Origin of the sequence: Paenibacillus artemisiicola (assembly GCF_017652985.1) — a bacterium.
GTDB lineage: Bacteria > Bacillota > Bacilli > Paenibacillales > Paenibacillaceae > Paenibacillus_Z > Paenibacillus_Z artemisiicola.
Window position 1 is genome coordinate 196,840 of record NZ_JAGGDJ010000005.1, and the last position, 17,936, is coordinate 214,775.

7 protein-coding genes are annotated in these 17,936 nt (G+C 65.1%); all 7 read left to right on the forward strand.

Annotated features, from left to right (window positions below; translation table 11 throughout):
• Window positions 1-144 precede the first annotated feature (144 nt).
• The 7 genes from I8J29_RS11095 to I8J29_RS11125 all read left to right on the forward strand — a co-directional run bounded on the left by I8J29_RS11095 (window position 145) and on the right by I8J29_RS11125 (window position 17,919).
• Window positions 145-6,420, forward strand: a complete 6,276-nt coding sequence (locus I8J29_RS11095; protein WP_208847678.1) for a hypothetical protein — start codon at window positions 145-147, stop codon at window positions 6,418-6,420.
• 339 nt (window positions 6,421-6,759) lie between these two features.
• The gene (locus tag I8J29_RS11100; RefSeq protein WP_208847679.1) at window positions 6,760-12,603 is read left to right on the forward strand and encodes a WIAG-tail domain; all 5,844 of its coding nucleotides are present in this window, start codon (window positions 6,760-6,762) and stop codon (window positions 12,601-12,603) included.
• A gap of 267 nt (window positions 12,604-12,870) precedes the next feature.
• Window positions 12,871-14,157: a glycosyltransferase family 2 protein gene (locus tag I8J29_RS11105; RefSeq protein WP_208847680.1), complete on the forward strand. Its 1,287-nt coding sequence runs from the start codon at window positions 12,871-12,873 to the stop codon at window positions 14,155-14,157.
• 4 nt (window positions 14,158-14,161) lie between these two features.
• Window positions 14,162-15,247, forward strand: coding sequence for a glycosyltransferase family protein (locus I8J29_RS11110; protein WP_208847681.1), 1,086 nt, complete (start codon window positions 14,162-14,164; stop codon window positions 15,245-15,247).
• Entirely contained in the window at window positions 15,244-16,011 is a 768-nt protein-coding gene (locus I8J29_RS11115) for a glycosyltransferase family 2 protein (protein ID WP_240546091.1), read from the forward strand. The genes I8J29_RS11110 and I8J29_RS11115 overlap by 4 nt, the downstream gene beginning before the upstream one ends.
• A gap of 19 nt (window positions 16,012-16,030) precedes the next feature.
• Window positions 16,031-16,753 (forward strand): sugar phosphate nucleotidyltransferase, encoded by a 723-nt coding sequence (locus I8J29_RS11120; protein WP_208847682.1) that lies wholly within the window; start codon window positions 16,031-16,033, stop codon window positions 16,751-16,753.
• Window positions 16,750-17,919 carry a GT-D fold domain-containing protein gene (locus I8J29_RS11125; protein ID WP_240546092.1) on the forward strand — a complete coding sequence of 390 codons (1,170 nt, stop codon included), beginning with the start codon at window positions 16,750-16,752 and terminating at the stop codon, window positions 17,917-17,919. Before I8J29_RS11120 ends, I8J29_RS11125 begins: the two co-directional genes overlap by 4 nt.
• Window positions 17,920-17,936 lie beyond the last annotated feature (17 nt).

Here is a 17,936-nt window from a genome sequence, read left to right on the forward strand (position 1 = left end):
TCTGGAATTGGATCTAGCAATGTTACATATAATGTTCTACTTACTGGGGATTTAACAACTATTGACCCATATAACATAAGGGATCGTGATAACGCCTGCGGCAACTGTTCCCCCAACGTCAAGGGCTACCGGTACTTCTTCCCGGTGCTATTCACGTTCGAGCTCAACGGCTACATGGAAGTCCACCACTACACCACGGACGGCGCGAACATCGACAGCGCGTTCCCGGATCAGTCCGCGGACTTGGCCGGGAGCCCGAAGACGCTGATTCCCGCCGCGAGTCCGAGCTACGAATACGTCGGCTACAAGAAGAGCACCGTCGGGCCGCCTTCGGGCGGCAGCATCGCGACGGGCAGCCCGCCGACGGTGACGTACGACGCGACTTACGATACGTACTACCTCAACCTGTATTACGCGAAGAAGGCCGACGGACAGGCTATCGTCCGGCATGTCACCCGGGACGGGAACAGCCTGGACGGCACGATTTTCGCCGAGAAGACCGAGCCGCTCACGAGAGGGGAACCTTACTCGCCTTCACATCCGAGCGCCAGCGGGTATACGTACGCCGGCTACGTCAAATCGACAGCCGGCTCGCCGCCCTCGGCGTTCGGCAATCCTACGAGCGGCGAATACGGCATCGGCGCCTTCGACGGTTCGTTCAAAACGCTTTACTTGTACTACGTGTACGACGCGCCGCTCGCGGCCGGCGAGATCAACATTCGCCATATGGTACGGGAAGGACCGGGCGGGACGTATGCGCTCGCGAAGCAGCAGACGATTCCCGTCGCCTCGCTGCCGCACAGCGCTTCTTACAGCTACGACGCTTCCTACGGCACGTTCATCGGCAGCAATTTATCGTACGTGGCCTACTCCGCGACCGAGACGCCGAAGACCGGCCAGTCCGTCAGTCTCAATGCGACGACCAGCAAAGCCTATGTATCGTTTTTCTACGTGAAACCCCTCTCGTTCACCGGCGACTTCGACGTCTTGCCGCCCACCCTCCCCTATAAAGCTTCGTTTACGCTGCATCCCAAAAACTTTCAGCTGAAGGGCTGTACCTATCTATCCCACCGCTTCAAAATCGAACGAAACGGCACCTGGACCGGCAATCCGGTGAGCGGCCAAACGGCGGATTCGACCTTCTCGTTCGGCAATTACCCGTGGGTCATCGGCGTCGGCGTCCATGACGTCTACATGCAGATCGTCACGAGCTGCGGCACGTCGGATTGGATCGGCCCCAAGCCGCTTACCGTGACGGGACCGGAAGTCAATAGCCCGCCGACGTTCGCGATCGGCTTCGTCGATCCGGGCCAGCCTGCGAAGCCGCTGCATCAAGCGGTGGAAGGCACAACGCTCGATCTGATCTACATCAACGATCCGACCGTGCCGACCCCGAGCGATCCGGACGGCGACACGATCTATTTCATGGGTTTCGACTTTGCCGCCGGCTCGCCTTTCGTCCAGTCGATTCCGTCCAAGAGCATCGCGTTCGTCGACGGCCAGCATCACCTGAAGATGGACACGCTCGGTTACCAGTATGTGTGCGCGCAGATGCGGGACGAATGGGGAGCGACGGCCAGCGCCTGCACTTACATCGAAGTCGTGCCGAAGAATCCGGTGCCGGTCATCGATTGCCCGCCTACGGTCATCGCGAACCACCCGATCGCCGCGGGAGCGATAAACGGCAGCCGGAGCTACAGCCCGATCTCGTACCTCCAGATCGACCATAGCCGCGACGAATGGGCGAACAAGCAGACCAGTTACCCGAATCCGGGCATGACGGATATTACCGTACAAGTCTCGCTGTCCGTCTACGACGATACCGGTTTGAAGTCGCTGGCGCCGGCAACCTGCACGATTATCGTGAAGCCGGATATGCCGCCCGTCGCCAAGCTCGTCGTGCCTCCGCTCTCCGTCCGCGGCACGCAGCTCGACCTGCTGAACAAGTCGACCAGTCCGGATGCCGACGCTATCGTGACCGCGGTTTACCAATACAAGTATGACGCGAACAACAACGGCTTTGCGGACGAGGCGTGGAAGACGGTCGGCGGCACGCTGGCCAAGCTGACGTTTACCCCAACGAAGGTCGGCAAGTATCTGTTTTATGTGAAGGTGACGGAGGAATACGGGCAGTGGGACGACACGGCTTCGGATCCGCCAGCGTCGCTGACGCTCGATGTCGTGAACAACGCGCCGGAAGTGTCGTTCGCGATGGAAGGGAATAACCCGAACCCCAATCTCGATCCGTACACGCGGATCCAGCCGGTGGAGATGGTGAAGTGGCCGGTGTACGTGCCGGGCACGAACACCCTCGTCTATAACGCCAGCAACCTGTGGCGGACAAGCGCGGGCAGCATGATCGGCGGGGAAGGGCGAAACTTCGGCAGGCAGTCTGACGAGGCGTATACCTACAATGTCACGCGCTACAGTCAAACACTGTCATCGTTTCAAGCGTATCCGTTGACAAACAATGGATACGGGTCCAATGAGTTAAACCCGTGGAGATCCACGCTGCAGTCCGCCGTCGTTACCAATCTCTTAAATAAAGAGGGAAATGGCTTACTGACGTGGTACAATGATCCGCCAAAGATCCGTTCTACAAAGAAACTGTTAATCTATGACTATCACTATAGGACCAGCAGCTACAATAACGGCCATGTGACGTATTATTACGACGACGAAATTATCGCGCTCGATCCCCATAAACTCTCGCCGATCAAAGACGTTTTCGGGCAATGGGGCTCGGTTTCGCAGGCGTATACCAATGGGGATCCGAATGCGTACGTCTTGACCAATTCCAGCTTTAATAGCCGAACCGTCAATTTTTTGAGCGCCGGGACCCTGAAGACGAACATCCCCGTCATCGTGACGAGCGTGCCGGATTTCGAACTGGCGGATCAGTACCTCTACATGAAACGAAACTGGTCCTATGGCAATGGGCAAAGCGTTACGGACATCGGCGTCTTCGATGCGCGGACAGGCCAAGAACTGTCCAGCACGTTCGCGAATCCTACAATCGATCAAGGCGAACAGAATACGAGCATCGGCAACATGGACTTTTGCGGCGTTCAAGGCAGCAGCGTCGTTTTATGCAACAACACTTCGACCGCGACCGAGCGGCATTACAAGCTGACGCGCGATATGGCGCTCATGGAACTGCCGGCATGGACGCCGCCGGCACCGGTCAATCCGGCGATCAAGACGATGACTAGTCCGTCTTATACGTCGATTGCATCCATGACGGATGCAGCCGGAAATAGCTATCGTTACGAGGCCTATTACAATCAAGGGTATAATTCGGGTTATTACGATCTGAACGTCACGAAATACAACGTGGATTATACGTTAGCTTGGCGGCAGTACATCGGGGATTCCATTCGGAACGACGCAGCGGTTCAAGGGCAGCAAATCGGCACCACGCCGCAAAACTCCTTCTTAACGGCTTACTCGTATCCGGAAATAAAAAGCGGGTTTTATTTTAACCCCGCGAAGAACGAGCTCTACGCAAAAGTGTATTACGACCACACCCGGCCGGGGGACGTTCTTCCGATGCTGTATGAACGCGTGTATGTGCTGAATACCGGAACCGGCGCGGTCAAGCGCAAAGCGGACTCGCTTAATGGCGACGATCTGAGCATGTACCACTACGGCGGCAGCGATTTTGGAGCGTACACGCAATACTCAACGGATTTCGCCGGGAACCTTACGCCGAAGAGCAGGCTCAGCCAGACGGCGGACGGCTATCGGACCAGCTTGGACCGGAGCAACGGGGCGACATGCGATGCGGGCGGCGGCACCATGTATTCCATCTATGGACGAAGCAAGGTAATCGATTCGGCAGGCAATACGGCTGGCAGCGTTTTGACCGGCTGCAATTATTCCCCGTCCCCGATCTATGGCGCCTATTACATGGACGGCGTGTACGTGACGCTCTCGCAGGGCCGACCGACGACGGGCTCGGATTCCGGCACCTATTCCAATACCATGAGCATGACGGTATCGGTCGGCCCGCCGACGACGAATCCGCTTATCGTCAAGCCGTTTACGAGCGGCCAGTTCTATTCGCCGTTCTCGCTCTCGGATGATGAAGTGAAATTCAACTTCAAGATCGACGACGTGGATTACGATAATGAATGGCTGGGCTTCTCTTTCCGAATGAAGGATCGGCAGAATGGTTACGCGCTCGAGACGGACGCGAACAAGATCGAGCTGGTGAAGTACGCCGCGGGGGCGCGAACCGTACTGAAGTCGCAGTCGTACCCGCTGCTCAGCCAGAAGACGTACGCGGTGAAGCTGCAGATGAACGCAAGCCGCTTCGCGGTCTTTTTAGACAATACGCCGCTTTTTGTGGCGGACGACGACACGTACGCCGCGGGGCGCTTCGGCTATTTCTCGAACAAGTCGTTCGTGACGTTCAGCGGGCTTGCTTACAAGCCGCTCGAGCAGAGTGACGTCTGGTCCGATCAGTATGCGATATGGGATGAAGGCTCGGCTAAAGCGGAGATTCAGTACAACAACATCGCGTTCAGCGATCCGGAGAACGACCCGCCGGCAGGGGGCGTCTACGACTGGTCCGTGAAGCACACCGTACGTTTCATTCACAACCAAGGCGTCTCGACGCTGAACGGCAAGACGTTCCACAACGCGCAGCTGACCTTCGATAAGGTCGGGGATTACGTCGTTGCCTTGAAGGCGAAGGACGACCCGAATCCGGATTACCTCTGGCCCGATGACACGTTCGCCGAGTACCGTAAATCATCGAACGAATTCACACAGAAGATCACGGTTCACCGCCGACCGCTAGCGAAATTCACGCTGGCCAGCGATGCGCAGCACAAGATCCTATGGACCGATTACAGCTACGATCCGGACCGGTACTTCAGCAGCACGGATTACTCGGCCGAAGCGACCGGAATCGACTACAAGGCGACCAAAGGGATCTTGCAGAAACGGTTCTACTACGTGACGCCAAGCGGCGCCTACAAGGAGACGAAGCTGACCGCGCCGCAGGAGCTCGGAACGTACGAGGTCGGCATGGCGGTCGCCGACGAATACGGCGCCTGGTCGGATTGGTACGTCGTCCTGCTGCCGGTGACGGACTTGGCGCCGCCGAACGCGCCGCCGGTTCCGGGCTTCACGTCCGATCGGGTGAATACCTTCCGCGGCGTGCCGGTCACGTTCGATTCCGCCGCTCATGACGCCGAGGACGGCGACCGCACGAAGCTACCGCATGCCTATTATCTCTCGAACGCGGCGGCCGGCGGCGCGGAGACGTTCGCGAACGACTCGCGGACGAGCTGGACGAAGAGCTTCAGCAGCTTGGGAAGCTTCCGGGTGCGGCAGGTCGTGACGGATTCCGAAGGCGCGTCGGCGGAGTACAGCCTGCAGGTGAACGTCGTGAACCAGAAACCGGGCGCCGCGATCGGAGTCCCGGAAAGCGCCGACCAGAGCAATCCGACGAAGCTGACCGTGCTTCGGCCGGATTTTCAGTGGGACTACCGGGATGCGGACGGCGACGGCCAGGCGCAGTTCCAAGTGAAGATTTATCAATACGGCGGCGTGCCGCAGTACGATTCCGGCGTAAAATTCTCCGGCGCGGAGGACTGGGTGCCGGGCGCCGATCTGCCGGAGCATGTCAATCTATACGTCATCGTCCGCGTCTTCGACGGCTACGATTGGAGCGACTACAGCGCGCCGCGTTATTTCTACATCGAGACGAACCGTCCGCCGTCCGCGGACTTCGATTGGTCGCCGAAACCGGTTTATGAAGGCGATGCCGTGACCCTCTCGCAGACGGTCGACGACCCGGATCGGGATTCGCTCAGCGTGCAGTACGCGGTAAAGGATCCCGGCGGCGCGGAAACCGCGTATCCGTATACGCTAAGCCCGCCGTACGCATCCGCCGGCCCACGATTGAACGGGATGAAGCCCGGCACGTACGTCGTGCGAATGACGGTCTCCGACGGCAAGGCGCCGCCGGTCACGGTGACGAAGAGCATCGTCGTCCTGCCGCTGGCGGTTACGGGGCAGGTGAAGCACACGGACGAGTGGAACGAGCGGCGCATCGCGAGCAACCTGAAAGCGGGCGGGGACGCGGAGCATCCGCGTCCGTACCGGGTGTTCTGGTCGGGCGAGCGGTTTCTGCTCGGCGCCGCCACGACGGATACGTTGACGACGACGGACGCGGTCGAAGTCAAGGCGACGATGGGCGATACGACCGTAAGCCTGACGCCCCGGGATGCCGCGCGGACCTCGTGGAGCGGGGACATGTGGAAGTCCGAATTCGAACGGCTTCCGGACGGTCCGCTCACCTTTGCCTTTAAGGCCGTCTACAGCAACGGCACCGTCAAAACCGCGACGGTCACGGTCGAGATCGCCGGCAGCGTGCAGCAAACCGTCGGGGTCCACCGGCGGAATTAACGGAATCTTCACTAACGGAATCTTCATGATCGGCATTAATCTCCATTCATGAACGCTCCATCGCGCATTGCGCCGGCGACCATGCCTGCGCTTCAACCGGCCCGCATACGATCGCGAAGGGCGGCAATCCCGCCGTGCACCGCGGAAGATGACCGGCCATTACCGCTCGCTTTAACCACCGCTTCGCTGCGGGAAGAACGCTGAAAATGCCCGTTATTTTCCTCGTTCTTTCCGCCGGGAGCGGTTTTTTGCGCAGAAAATGCGTCTCGGCCATGTGACCTGCCCATGGGTGAATGCATATGCTACCTATGACTATTCAGGTGGAAGAAGGAGAGGGCTATGGCGAAGAGCAGCAAGGGTAAGAGTCCGAAAGGGCGCAAGCCGTTATTTTACGTGGATAATCCGAACGCCTCGGAGTTGAAATGGCTCGAGGAATTGAAGAAGAGCAAGCCAGCGGACAACACCGGCACCAAGCGCAGCGTTCAGGTGAACGCGGCTCCCCCGGTGCTGGAACCGCAAGTGAAGCAACCCGCCGAACCGGTTCCGGCCGAACCGGCGGAGTTGGCAACCCTTCCGCAAGAACAGCCCGAAGCGCCGGAGGCCGAGCGCATCGACGCCGTCGCCGTCGCGGAACCGATCGGACCGGCAGAGGTCCTTGAAGTCGAGGCAGAGGCGCCGGGAATGCCGGAAGAGCCGGCTGCCGATCCGCAAGAGGAAGCCGCGCTGACGCCGGAAGCGGCGCCGCAGGAACAGCCGGAGGAGGAAGCCGACGAGCCGGAAGCCGTCATTTCGCCGGAAGCGTTCGTCGAAGAGCGCCGCATGCCGCACTCGCCGCTTCCTTTCGTGCACACGGACGATATCGCGGATGACGCGGTAACGTCGGAGAAGCTGGCCGTCGGCGCCGTCGATACGAGGAGCATCAAGCTGGGCGCGGTAAAGCCGCAGTCGATCGCGGACTTCGCCGTCGAAAGCATTCATATCGCGGAGAATGCCGTGACCGCCTCCAAGATCGCCTCGGAATCCATCACGGGCGAGCATTTGGCCAAGAACGCCATTTCCGGCGCGAAGATCCGCGACCGTTCCGTCACCGGCGACAAGCTGCGCGACAGCAGCATCACGTCGGAGAAGCTGGCGGACCGGACGATCAGCGCCGATAAGCTCGCGGAAGGCTCGATCGAAGCGAAGCATCTGAAAGAGCTGGTCATCACGACGGACCTCCTCGACGATCAATCCGTCACGACGGCGAAGCTGCGAAGCGCGGCCGTCCGCACGGAAAGCATCGCGAACGAGGCGATCAGCACCTCCAAGCTCGCGGAAGGATCGGTGACCCGTTCCAAGCTGCGCGACGGCGCGGTGACGGGCGAGAAAATCAGCCTGGGGGCCGTGGAATCCGGCCATCTTCAGCCGGGCCTGCTGCTCGCGGACCACGTCGCGCCGGGCGTCCTGACGGGAAAGCACATCGCGCCGGGCGAAATCGCGTCAAGCCATCTCGTCAAAGGCGCGGTCGGCGCTAAGGAGCTGCAAGCCGAAGCGGTGACGTCCGAAGCCATCGCGCCGGAAGCCGTCGGCTCCCGGGAGCTGCAGGAAGGCGCGGTGCGGTCGCGGCATGTCGCCGCCGGCGAAATCGGGACCGAGCATCTGCAGGATCAGGCGGTCACGACCGCCAAACTGACCGACTTGTCGATCTCGACGATCAAGCTCGTCGATCAGGCGGTCACGTCCTCGAAGATCGCCGATAAAAGCATCACCTCGATGAAGCTGTCCGACGACGCGGTCCAAGGGAAGCATCTGAGCCGCCTGAGCATCAACGGCGACAAATTGGTCTACGACAGCATCGAAGAACGACATTTGAGCGAAAACTCGGTCGGCTCCAAGCAGCTGATCGACGGCGGCGTGCTGGAGAAGCATCTCGGCGAAGGCGTCGTCGCCGAAGGCAAAATCGCCAAAAACGCCGTCCGCGAAGCGCATATCGCCAAAGCGGCGGTCGGCACGCCGCAGCTGCAGGACGGAGCGGTCACGGAGCCGAAGCTGGCGGAAGGCAGCGTCTCCGGCTCGAAGCTGGCGGAGCAGGCGGTGCAGACGAAGCATGTGGCCGACGAGTCGATTACGTTCGACAAGATCGCGCCGGAAGCCGTCCGCGCGTTCCATCTGTCGGCCGGCGCGGTGACGGAGGAGTCGATCACGCCGGAATCCATCTCGTCGGAGCATCTGCAGCCGGGGCTGATCGACGCCTACCACATCCGCAAGGGCGCGGTCGAGACGAGCGCGATCCAGGACGGCGCTGTCAAAGCGGCGAAGCTGGCGAACGGCGCGGTGACGGAGCGGCATCTGGCCGCGGGGTCGGTTTACTCGCACCATTTGGCCGATCATGTGGTCAACGCGCTTAAGCTGTCCCCGGAGAGCGTGTCGACGGATAAGCTGACGGACTGGGCCGTCACGGGCGAGAAGCTCGCGGACGGCAGTGTCACGACGGCGAAGCTGGCGGGCGGCGCCGTGACGGGCGCGCAGCTGGCGGACGGCACGGTCGGCGCGCGCCACTTGGGCGAGCGCACGGTGGATGGACGCCATCTGACGGAAGGCGTCGTGCTCGAACGCCACCTGGCCGCCGGAGCGGTCGGCGGCGACGCCATCGCGCAGGGCGCCGTCACCGGCGACAAGATCGCCCAAGGCCACGTGAACGGCGCGCATTTGGCGAACGAGTCGGTCGGCAGCCGGCACTTGGCGGAGCAGTCGATCTTCGGCGCGCATCTGTCGCCGGGCTGCGTCAAAGACGTGCATCTGAGCAAAGATGCCGTCACCGAAGACAAAATCGCCGAGGGCAGCATCGCCAGCCATCACCTGCAAAATGAATCCGTCGGCTCGCGGGCCATCGAGCCCTCGGCGGTTCAAGGTCAGCACGTCGCGGCGGCGGCGATCGACGCCAACCATTTGGCGGACGGCTCCGTCGGCAGCTCGCACCTGAAAATCGACAGCGTCCTGCAGCTGCATTTGGCGCCGGAATCGGTCGGCACGGAGCAGCTCGGGGACGAATCGGTAACGGGCGGGAAGCTGGCCCAGCTCTCCGTCAGCGGGGAGCATATCCAGCTGGAGACGATCGCGGGCAAACATCTGAAGCCCGAATCCGTCCAAGGGTATCACATCCGCAAAGGCTCGATCACGCAAGCGCATCTGGCGGCGGAGTTCTATACGTTCGAGAAAGCGCCGGACGGCATCATCCACGGCAGCAAAATCAAGCGCGGCACCATCGGCGGCGAGCTGCTGGCCGACGGCGCGGTCGGCGGCGCCCATCTGACGGGCGGAGCGGTCGGCGCGAGCGCCATCGCGGGCGGAGCGGTCGGCGAGCATCACCTCCAGGCCGGCTCGGTCACGATGGGTAAAATCGCGGCGCGTTCGATCGCGAGCGCTCATCTCCTGACGGGCGCGGTCGGCAGCGACGCGATCGCGGACGGCGCGGTCGGGGCCTCGAAGCTGACGAAGGGCGCGGTGGGTACCGACGTCTTGGCCGACGGCTCGGTCGCCGGCGCGAAGCTGGCGGACGGTTCGGTCAGCGCCACGAAGCTGGCGGGCGGAGCGGTCGGCAAGCACGCTTTGGCGGACGGTTCGGTCATCGGCCCGAAGCTGGCGAAGGCCGCGGTGGATACCGATGCGCTGGCGGACGGTTCGGTAGCGGGCACGAAGCTGGCGAACGGCGCGGTGGGCACGAAGGCACTGGCCGACGGCGCGGTGAGCGCCGCGAAGCTGGCGGACGGCGCGGTCGGTGCCAAGACATTAATCGACGGCTCGGTGGTCGGCGCGAAGCTGGCGAAGGCCGCGGTGGGCACGGACGCGTTGATCGACGGCGCGGTGAGCGGCGCGAAGCTGGCGGCAGGCGCGGTGAGCGCGAAGGCGTTGGCCGACGGCGCGGTCACCGGCGCGAAGCTGGCGAAAGGCGCGGTAAGCACGGATGCGCTGCATGACGGCGCGGTGGCCGGCGCGAAGCTGGCCGAGGGCGCGATCGGCGCGAAAGCGTTGGCCGAAGGCGCGGTCACGGGCGCGAAGCTGGCGAAAGGCGCGGTGAGCGCAGACGCGCTGATCGACGGCGCGGTAACGGCCGCGAAGCTGGCGGACGGCGCGGTCGGCGCGAAGGCGTTGGCCGAAGGCGCGGTGAACGGCGCGAAGCTGGCGAAAGGCGCCGTAGGCCCGGATGCGCTGATCGACGGCGCCATAACGGCCGCGAAGCTGTCGGACGGCGCGGTCGGCGCGAAGGCGCTGGCCGAAGGCTCGGTCATGAGCGCGAAGCTGGCGAAAGGCGCGGTAGGCCCGGACGCGCTGCTCGACGGCGCGGTCGGCGGCGCCAAATTGGCGGACGGCGCGGTCGGCGCCAAAGCGTTGGCCGACGGCTCGGTCATGAGCGCGAAGCTGGCGAAAGGCGCGGTGAACACGGAGGCGATTGCGTTCGGCGCGGTGGACGGCACGAAGCTGGCGCTGGATTCGGTCGGATCCGAAGTCCTGATCGACGGCGCGGTGGACGCCACGAAGCTGGCGAACCACGCGGTGGCGGAGCGGCATCTCCAGGACGGTTCGGTGACGGCGAGCAAAATCGCGCTGAAATCGATCGGCGAAGAGCATCTCGCGCCGGGCGCGATTACCGGCCGCACGTTGGTCGACGGCACGATCGGCACGGCATCGTTGGGTGACGGCGTCGTGACGGGCGCGAAAATCGCGAACGGCGCCATCGCCGAAGGGCAGCTCCAAGCCGGCGCGGTGACAATGAGCAAGATCGCCGCGCGATCCGTAACGACGACGCATTTGATTCCCGGAGCCGTCGAAACCGGCGTGATTTGCAACGGGGCGGTCACGGCCGATAAGCTTGCGGTAGGCGCGGTTACGACCGATAAGCTCGCGCTCGGTTCGGTCACGGCCGATAAGCTCGCGGTCGGCGCGGTTGGCGGCGCCGCGATCGCGGACGGCTCGATTACCGCCGATAAACTCGCGCCGGGCGTGCTGAAGGAAACGGAAATCGACCTGCCGGACGGTGCGGTGGACGCAAGCAAGCTGGCGGACGGCGCGGTGGACGCGAGCAAGCTGGCGGACGGCGCGGTAGACGCGAGCAAGCTGGCGGACGGCGCGGTAGGCGCGAGCAAGCTGGCGGACGGCGCGGTAGACGCGAGCAAGCTGGCGAACGGCGCGGTGGACGCGAGCAAGCTGACAGATGGCGCGGTGGACGCGAGCAAGCTGGCGAACGGCGTGGTGGATGCAAGCAAACTGGCGGACGGCGTGGTGGACGCGAGCAAGTTGGCGGACGGCGCGGTGAGCGCGAGCAAGTTGGCGGAAGGCGCGGTGGACGCGAGCAAGCTGGCGGAAGGCGCGGTGGACGCGAGCAAGCTGGCAGATGGCGCGGTGGACGCGAGCAAGCTGGTGAACGGCGCGGTAGATGCAAGCAAGCTGGCGGACAGCGCGGTGGATGCAAGCAAACTGGCGAACGGCGCGGTGGATGCAAGCAAACTGGCGGACGGCGTGGTGGACGCGAGCAAGTTGGCGGACGGCGCGGTGAGCGCGAGCAAGCTGGCGGACGGAGCGGTCTACGCCGATAAGCTGGCGGACGGAGCAATCGTTGCCAGCAAGCTGGCGGACAGCGCGGTCTACGCCGATAAGCTGGCGGACGGAGCAATCGTCGCGAGCAAGCTGGCAGATGGCGCGGTCATCGCCGATAAGCTGGCAGAAGGCGCGGTAGACGCAAGCAAGCTGGCGGACGGAACGGTCAACACCGATAAGCTGGCGGACGGAGCGGTGACGGGCAGCAAGCTCGCGCCGGGCAGCATCACGGAAGCGCATTTGGCGCCTGGCTTGCTCGCCTCCCGGAAGACCGAGGACGTCAACGGCGGCACCTTGGCGGACGCCAGCGTCGGCGCGGAGAAGCTCGGCTTCTCGCCGGTCGCGACCGTGAAGCGCGCAGCCCCGGCGCTGCAGCAATTCGGGCTGGCGCCGTACAATTTCCAAGGCCAGGGCGAGCAGCTCGACATCACGATCAGCTTCGAGCAGCCGTTTCCGAACAGCGCCTACGTGTTCGTGGCGACGACCGACCAGCCGTCCTGCTACGCGGTCGTCAAGCAGAAAACGGCCGCGGCGGTGCAGCTGACCATCGTGCGCACGCGCATCAGCCCCGAACCGATCGGGCTGGCGAACTGGATCGCCATCGGTTAACGATCGCCATGAACGAACGACCCCGGTCGTTTCCTTGAACAAAAGCACCCTGCCGCGGCAGGGTGCTTTTTTGCTTTGTTCGCGTATTCTATCATTTCGCATGTATCGCTCTTTTCGGCGAGCGCACGCCGGCCGCTAGATTGCGCCTGCGGAAACGTGGGGCAACGTCAGGCAAGGCGAGCGCCTTGACGTACAACAGCCGTTCCTCTTACTCTCATTCGTCCATACACTGACTGGTAACAAGAAGATTTAGGGCAGGTGAGAGGGATGCTGCAGCCATTCGGCACGAAATCAGCGCCGTCGAAGGGAGGCGCTCCGCTATTTCCGAAAAGGGGAATTTCCGTCTCGACACCGACAGGCGCCGCGAACCGGCAAACGCCCGAGGCGACCGTGACGCAGGCTTCGCCCCAGGAACCGGCCCCCGCGCAGCCGCCGGCCGCCGCGAAAGCCGCCGTTCGGCCGCGCGGCAGGACGAAGCGGGAGCGGCGGGTTCACGCCTCCGCGCTGGCTCCGAAGCGCGCCAAGACCCGTACCGCGGCGGCTTCCGGAATCGCGAAGCGGCAGCCCCGTGCCGCGGCGAAGCGGCGCGCGTCCGCCGAAGCGAAGGCGCTCCGCGCCGGCAGCCGGGCGGCGAAACGGCAGCCCGCGGCGAAACGGCAGCCCGCGGCGAAGCGGACCGGCAGGGCGAAGCGGCCGGAGGCGGCGCCCCTGACGACGCCGTGGCCGTCGGCGACGTGGCCGGAAGCGCCTCAAGCGCAAGCGCAGCCGCCGGCCGCAAGTCTGCCGGAAGCGCAGCCGCCGGAAGCGCAGCCGCTCGGGAACGAGCCGGCCGTATCGGTCATCGTGCCGGTCATGAACGAACGGCGCACGATCGGCCGGGTCATCGATCAGGCGCGGCGCGTCCATCCGCAGACGGAGGTGATCGTCGTCGTGAACGGCTCGACGGACGGGTCGGCCGCGGTCGCGCGCGGCAAAGGCGCGCGCGTCCTCGTCTACCCGGAGCCGCTCGGCCATGACGTCGGCCGCGGCGTCGGGGCGATGGCGGCCAAGGGCAGGGCGCTGCTGTTCATCGACGGGGACATGGTCATCCCGGCGGCGCAGCTGAAGCCCTTCGTGCAAGCCGTTCTGACGGGCGAAGCGGACGTGGCGCTGAACGATTACTCGGGACCGACGAGCAAACCGGTCGTGCACAGCGTCGTGCTCGCCAAGCATGCGCTCAACGCGCTGCTGGGACGCCCCGACCTGCAGGGCACGTCCATGACGGCCGTGCCGCACGCCATCAGCCGCCGGGCGCTCGACGGCATCGGAGCCGACGCCCTGGCCGTGCCGCCGCTCGCGCACGTCAAGGCGGTCCGGCTCGGCTTCGCGGTGAAGGCGGTCAAACATATCAACGTCGGCAAGCTGAATCTCTTGCGCAAGAAGAGAGAACGCACGAATCCGCTGGAGCGGCTCATCGTCGGCGACCACTTGGAAGCGATCGACTGGCTTGCCGGCCAGTCCGACGACCGCGGCGGGTACGGCGACGCGGAGCGAAAACGCGAATTTGCGAGGTGACGACATGCAAGCGACGAGAAGAGGACGTGCAGGCGGGCGAGGAAGCGGCCGCGGCCGCAAGGGCGGCGCGAAGGCCGCGCCGAAAGCCGCCGCGCTCCCGCGCCGGACGGGCCGGAGCGGATACGCGGGGGCGCAGAGGCCCGCGTACATGGCAGGCTTCGCCGATGCCTCGGCGCTTCATAGGAGCGGCGGCGCGCCGGCCGGCCCGGACGCCAAGCTGCGGATGAACGAGCATTGGACGCGGTACTGCCAGCGGGGCGGCCGGCGCGCTCGGGGACCGGCGCAAGGCCGGGCCTACGCGGACGGCTTCGCCGACGGACTGCGCTTGCCGAGACGCGGCTGGGTGCCGGTGGCGCTGGCGAGGGCCGCTTCGGCCGTCGTGCTGGCCGGGAGCCGCGCGTCGGCCGAAGCGGTGGAGCAGCTGCTGCGCCTGCCGTTCCAGGACGTGATCGTGGTGCTCGAAAACGCCGGACCGGACGCGTTCGCGCGGCTGCGGGCTTTGCCGGACGTGACGATCGTCCATACGCGGGAACGGCTCGGCGCGGACGTGGGCCGGACGGTCGGCGCGCGGATGACACGGGCGGAGCTGGTGCTGTTCGCCGACGGGGAAGCGGCGGTGCCGGCGGAGCAGCTGGCGGTCCTGCTGGCGGAAGCCCATGCCGGCTGCGACCTGGTGCTGGCCGACGTGAGCGGGCGGCTTGGCCCGTTCCGCGGCTGGGACGACGCGGCGCGCATCCGGGCGTTCGTGAACTGGTCGCTCGGCCATCCCGAGCTGAACGCCAATTCCGTCGCCGTGCTGCCGCATGTCTGGTCGCGCGCCGGCCTGGAGCGCGTCGGCCTGCCGCAGCTCGCGGTGCCGCCGATGGCGCAGCGGGCGGCGATCGAGCTGGGGCTGCGCATCCGCTGCCGCCCGGTCGCCGCGCCGAAGCCGGGGGCCGGCGCGGATCCCGCCGGTGCCGCGGCGAAAGCGAAGCTGGCGGCGGGCGATCACATCGAGGCGCTGCGGGCCGCCATGCGCGCGAAGGGCGCGCGCCTGTCGCTGCCCGATCTTGCGCGGCGCCGGTCCGCGGCGGGAGGGAGAATGCCATGAACGGAATGAACGCCGCGTCCGGCATGACGAGCATCATCATTCCGACCTACAACGCGTTGGAGCTGGTCAAGACGGCGGTCGCGTCCATCCGGCTGTACACGGAGCCCGCGCAGACGCCGTACGAGATCGTCGTCGTCGACAACGGCTCCGCCGACGGTACGGCGCGCTGGTGCGCCGGCGAAGGGCTGACCTGCGTGTCGCTGGCCCGGAACGCCGGCTTTCCGGCCGCGTGCAATCTCGGCATGCGCGCCGCGGGCGGCGATTATTTCCTGCTGCTGAACAACGACGTGACCGTTTCGTTCGGCTGGCTGTACGGGCTGCTGCAGGCGCTGAACAGCCGCGAGGACGTCGGCATCGTCGGGCCCGTGACGAATTACGCGAGCGGCCGGCAGCAGGTCGGATACCCGTTCGAGTCGCCGGCGGATTTTCACCGCGCCGCCGCAGAGGCGCGGGTCCGCGAAGCGAACGCGTGGGAGCCGATTCTCCGCCTGGTCGGCTTCTGCATGCTGTTCCGCCGCGCGCTCTACGACCGGATCGGGGAGCTCGACGAGCGGTTCTCGCCCGGCCATTACGAGGACGACGATTACTGCTTCCGCGCCCGGATGCACGGCTTCGGCCTGCTGATGTGCCGGGACGTGTTCGTCCACCATCAGGGCAGCGCGAGCTTCAAGCGGAACGACGCCCTGGAGCTGCAGCGGCTCGTCGAGCGCAACCGGTCCCAATTCATCGCAAAATGGCAGGTCGATCCTGCGAATTTCATGTAACCGTTAGGAGGTCGTTCATTTGAAAGCTGTAATCTTGGCCGGCGGGACGGGGACGCGGCTTCGGCCGCTGACGAAGCTGCTGAACAAGCATATGCTGCCGGTGGGCAGGCTGCCGATGATTTGCTACGGCCTGAACAGTCTGCGGGCCGCGGGCATTACGGACATTTTGCTCGTGACCGGCCCGGACGCCCTCGGGGATTTCGCTTCGTTCCTCGGCGGCGGCAGGGAGTACGGCGTGTCGCTCACCTACCGGGTCCAAGAAGAAGCGGGCGGCATCGCGCAGGCGCTGGAGCTGGCGCGGCCGTTCGTCGGCGAGGACGGCAAATTCGTCGTGCTGCTGGGCGACAATCTGTTCGAGGAGCCGCTGAAGCCGCATCTCGACGCGTTCCGGGCGCAGGCGGACGGGGCGATGGTCCTGCTGAAGCGGGTGCCGGATCCCGAACGCTACGGCGTTCCCGTCTTTGACGAGGCGGGCCGCATCGCGCACATCGACGAGAAGCCGGCGGCGCCGCGGACGGACAGCTGCGTGACGGGCATTTACATGTACGACGGAACCGTCTTCGATCTCATCAAGCAGCAGACGCCTTCGCAGCGCGGCGAGCTGGAAATCACGGACGTGAACAACGCCTACGCGGCCAAAGGAAAGCTGGACTACCGGCACTTGAGCGGCTGGTGGACGGACGCGGGAACGTTCGGCTCGCTGCTCGAGGCGTCGCACAAGCTCATGGGGGATGCGCCATGAAGCGCGGGGGAGCCGCAAGGCGCGTCGTAACCGCCGCCGCCCCCGCGATGCCGGAGGCCGGCGCGCCGGAAGCGCCGCAGGCGGCCGGGGCCGCGGACGCCGCCAAGCCGGCGGCGAAGCGCTCCGCCGCGGGCAGAAGCGCGAAAGCCGCCTCCGCTTCCGCCGCGGGCGGGACCAAGGCTCGCCGGTCGGCCGGCAAGAAGCGGACAAGAACGCGCAAGGGCGCGTCAGGGAAGCGCCGCGGGCGCGGACGCGGCCGGACCGGGCGTTCGTCCGGACGCCCGGTCCGGCCGGGAGAAGCGGAGCTGCTGGCGAACGGAGGGCCGGCGCGCGAACCGTACAATGAGAACGCCTACATGGCAGGCTACGACCTGGGGCTGTACGAAGGCGGCGAGCTGCTGCTGGAGCAGGCGACGCCGATCCAGCGGCTGCTGCCCGAGATCAGCCTGCGCGACGTCATCGCGCTCGGAGCGGAGCAAATCGCGCACCGCTGCCTCCCGCTGCTCGACGTGAGCGAAGTCTACGAAGAGATGGAAGCCGCGATTCGGGAGCGCCGCCCGTGCGCGGTCGTGCGGCTCGGCGACGGCGAGCTGCTGACGCTCGCTCAGGACGCCGTGCACGACATGGAGACCATCCGGCGGGAAGGCGGTTTTCTGCCGTACGCCGGGGTGCATCCGCCGGATCTGCGAGCCCGGGACGAACTGGCCGCCGCGATTCGGCAAGCCCATATCGTCGGCGTGCCGCTGTCGCGCCGGAAGCATTTTCAGCCTCTGCTACATCCGGTGCTGCGCGCCCATCGGATTCCGCCGGAGAGCCTGCGCATGACGCATTCGGCCGTCAATTACAGCCTGCATCAGACGGGGCTGCTGGGACGGCTGCTGGCGGGCAAGCGGCTGCTCGTCGTCGGCAATTTGGCCCCGGCGCTCGGCCATGCGCTGAATCAGCGGGGTTATGCGGTCACCGGGGCGGTCAGCCCCGTGAACGGGGTCGGCGACGTCGAGCGCGTGCTGCAGGAGATCCGCGGATTCGACTTCGACCTCGCGCTCGTCTCCGCGGGCATCGCGGCGGTCATGCTGTGCACCCGGATCGCCGGGGAGCTGGGCCGCGCCGCGCTGGACTTCGGGCACATGGCGGACGGCATCGCCAAGGGCAAATACGCGCTGTAACGGCAACGACGAAAGAG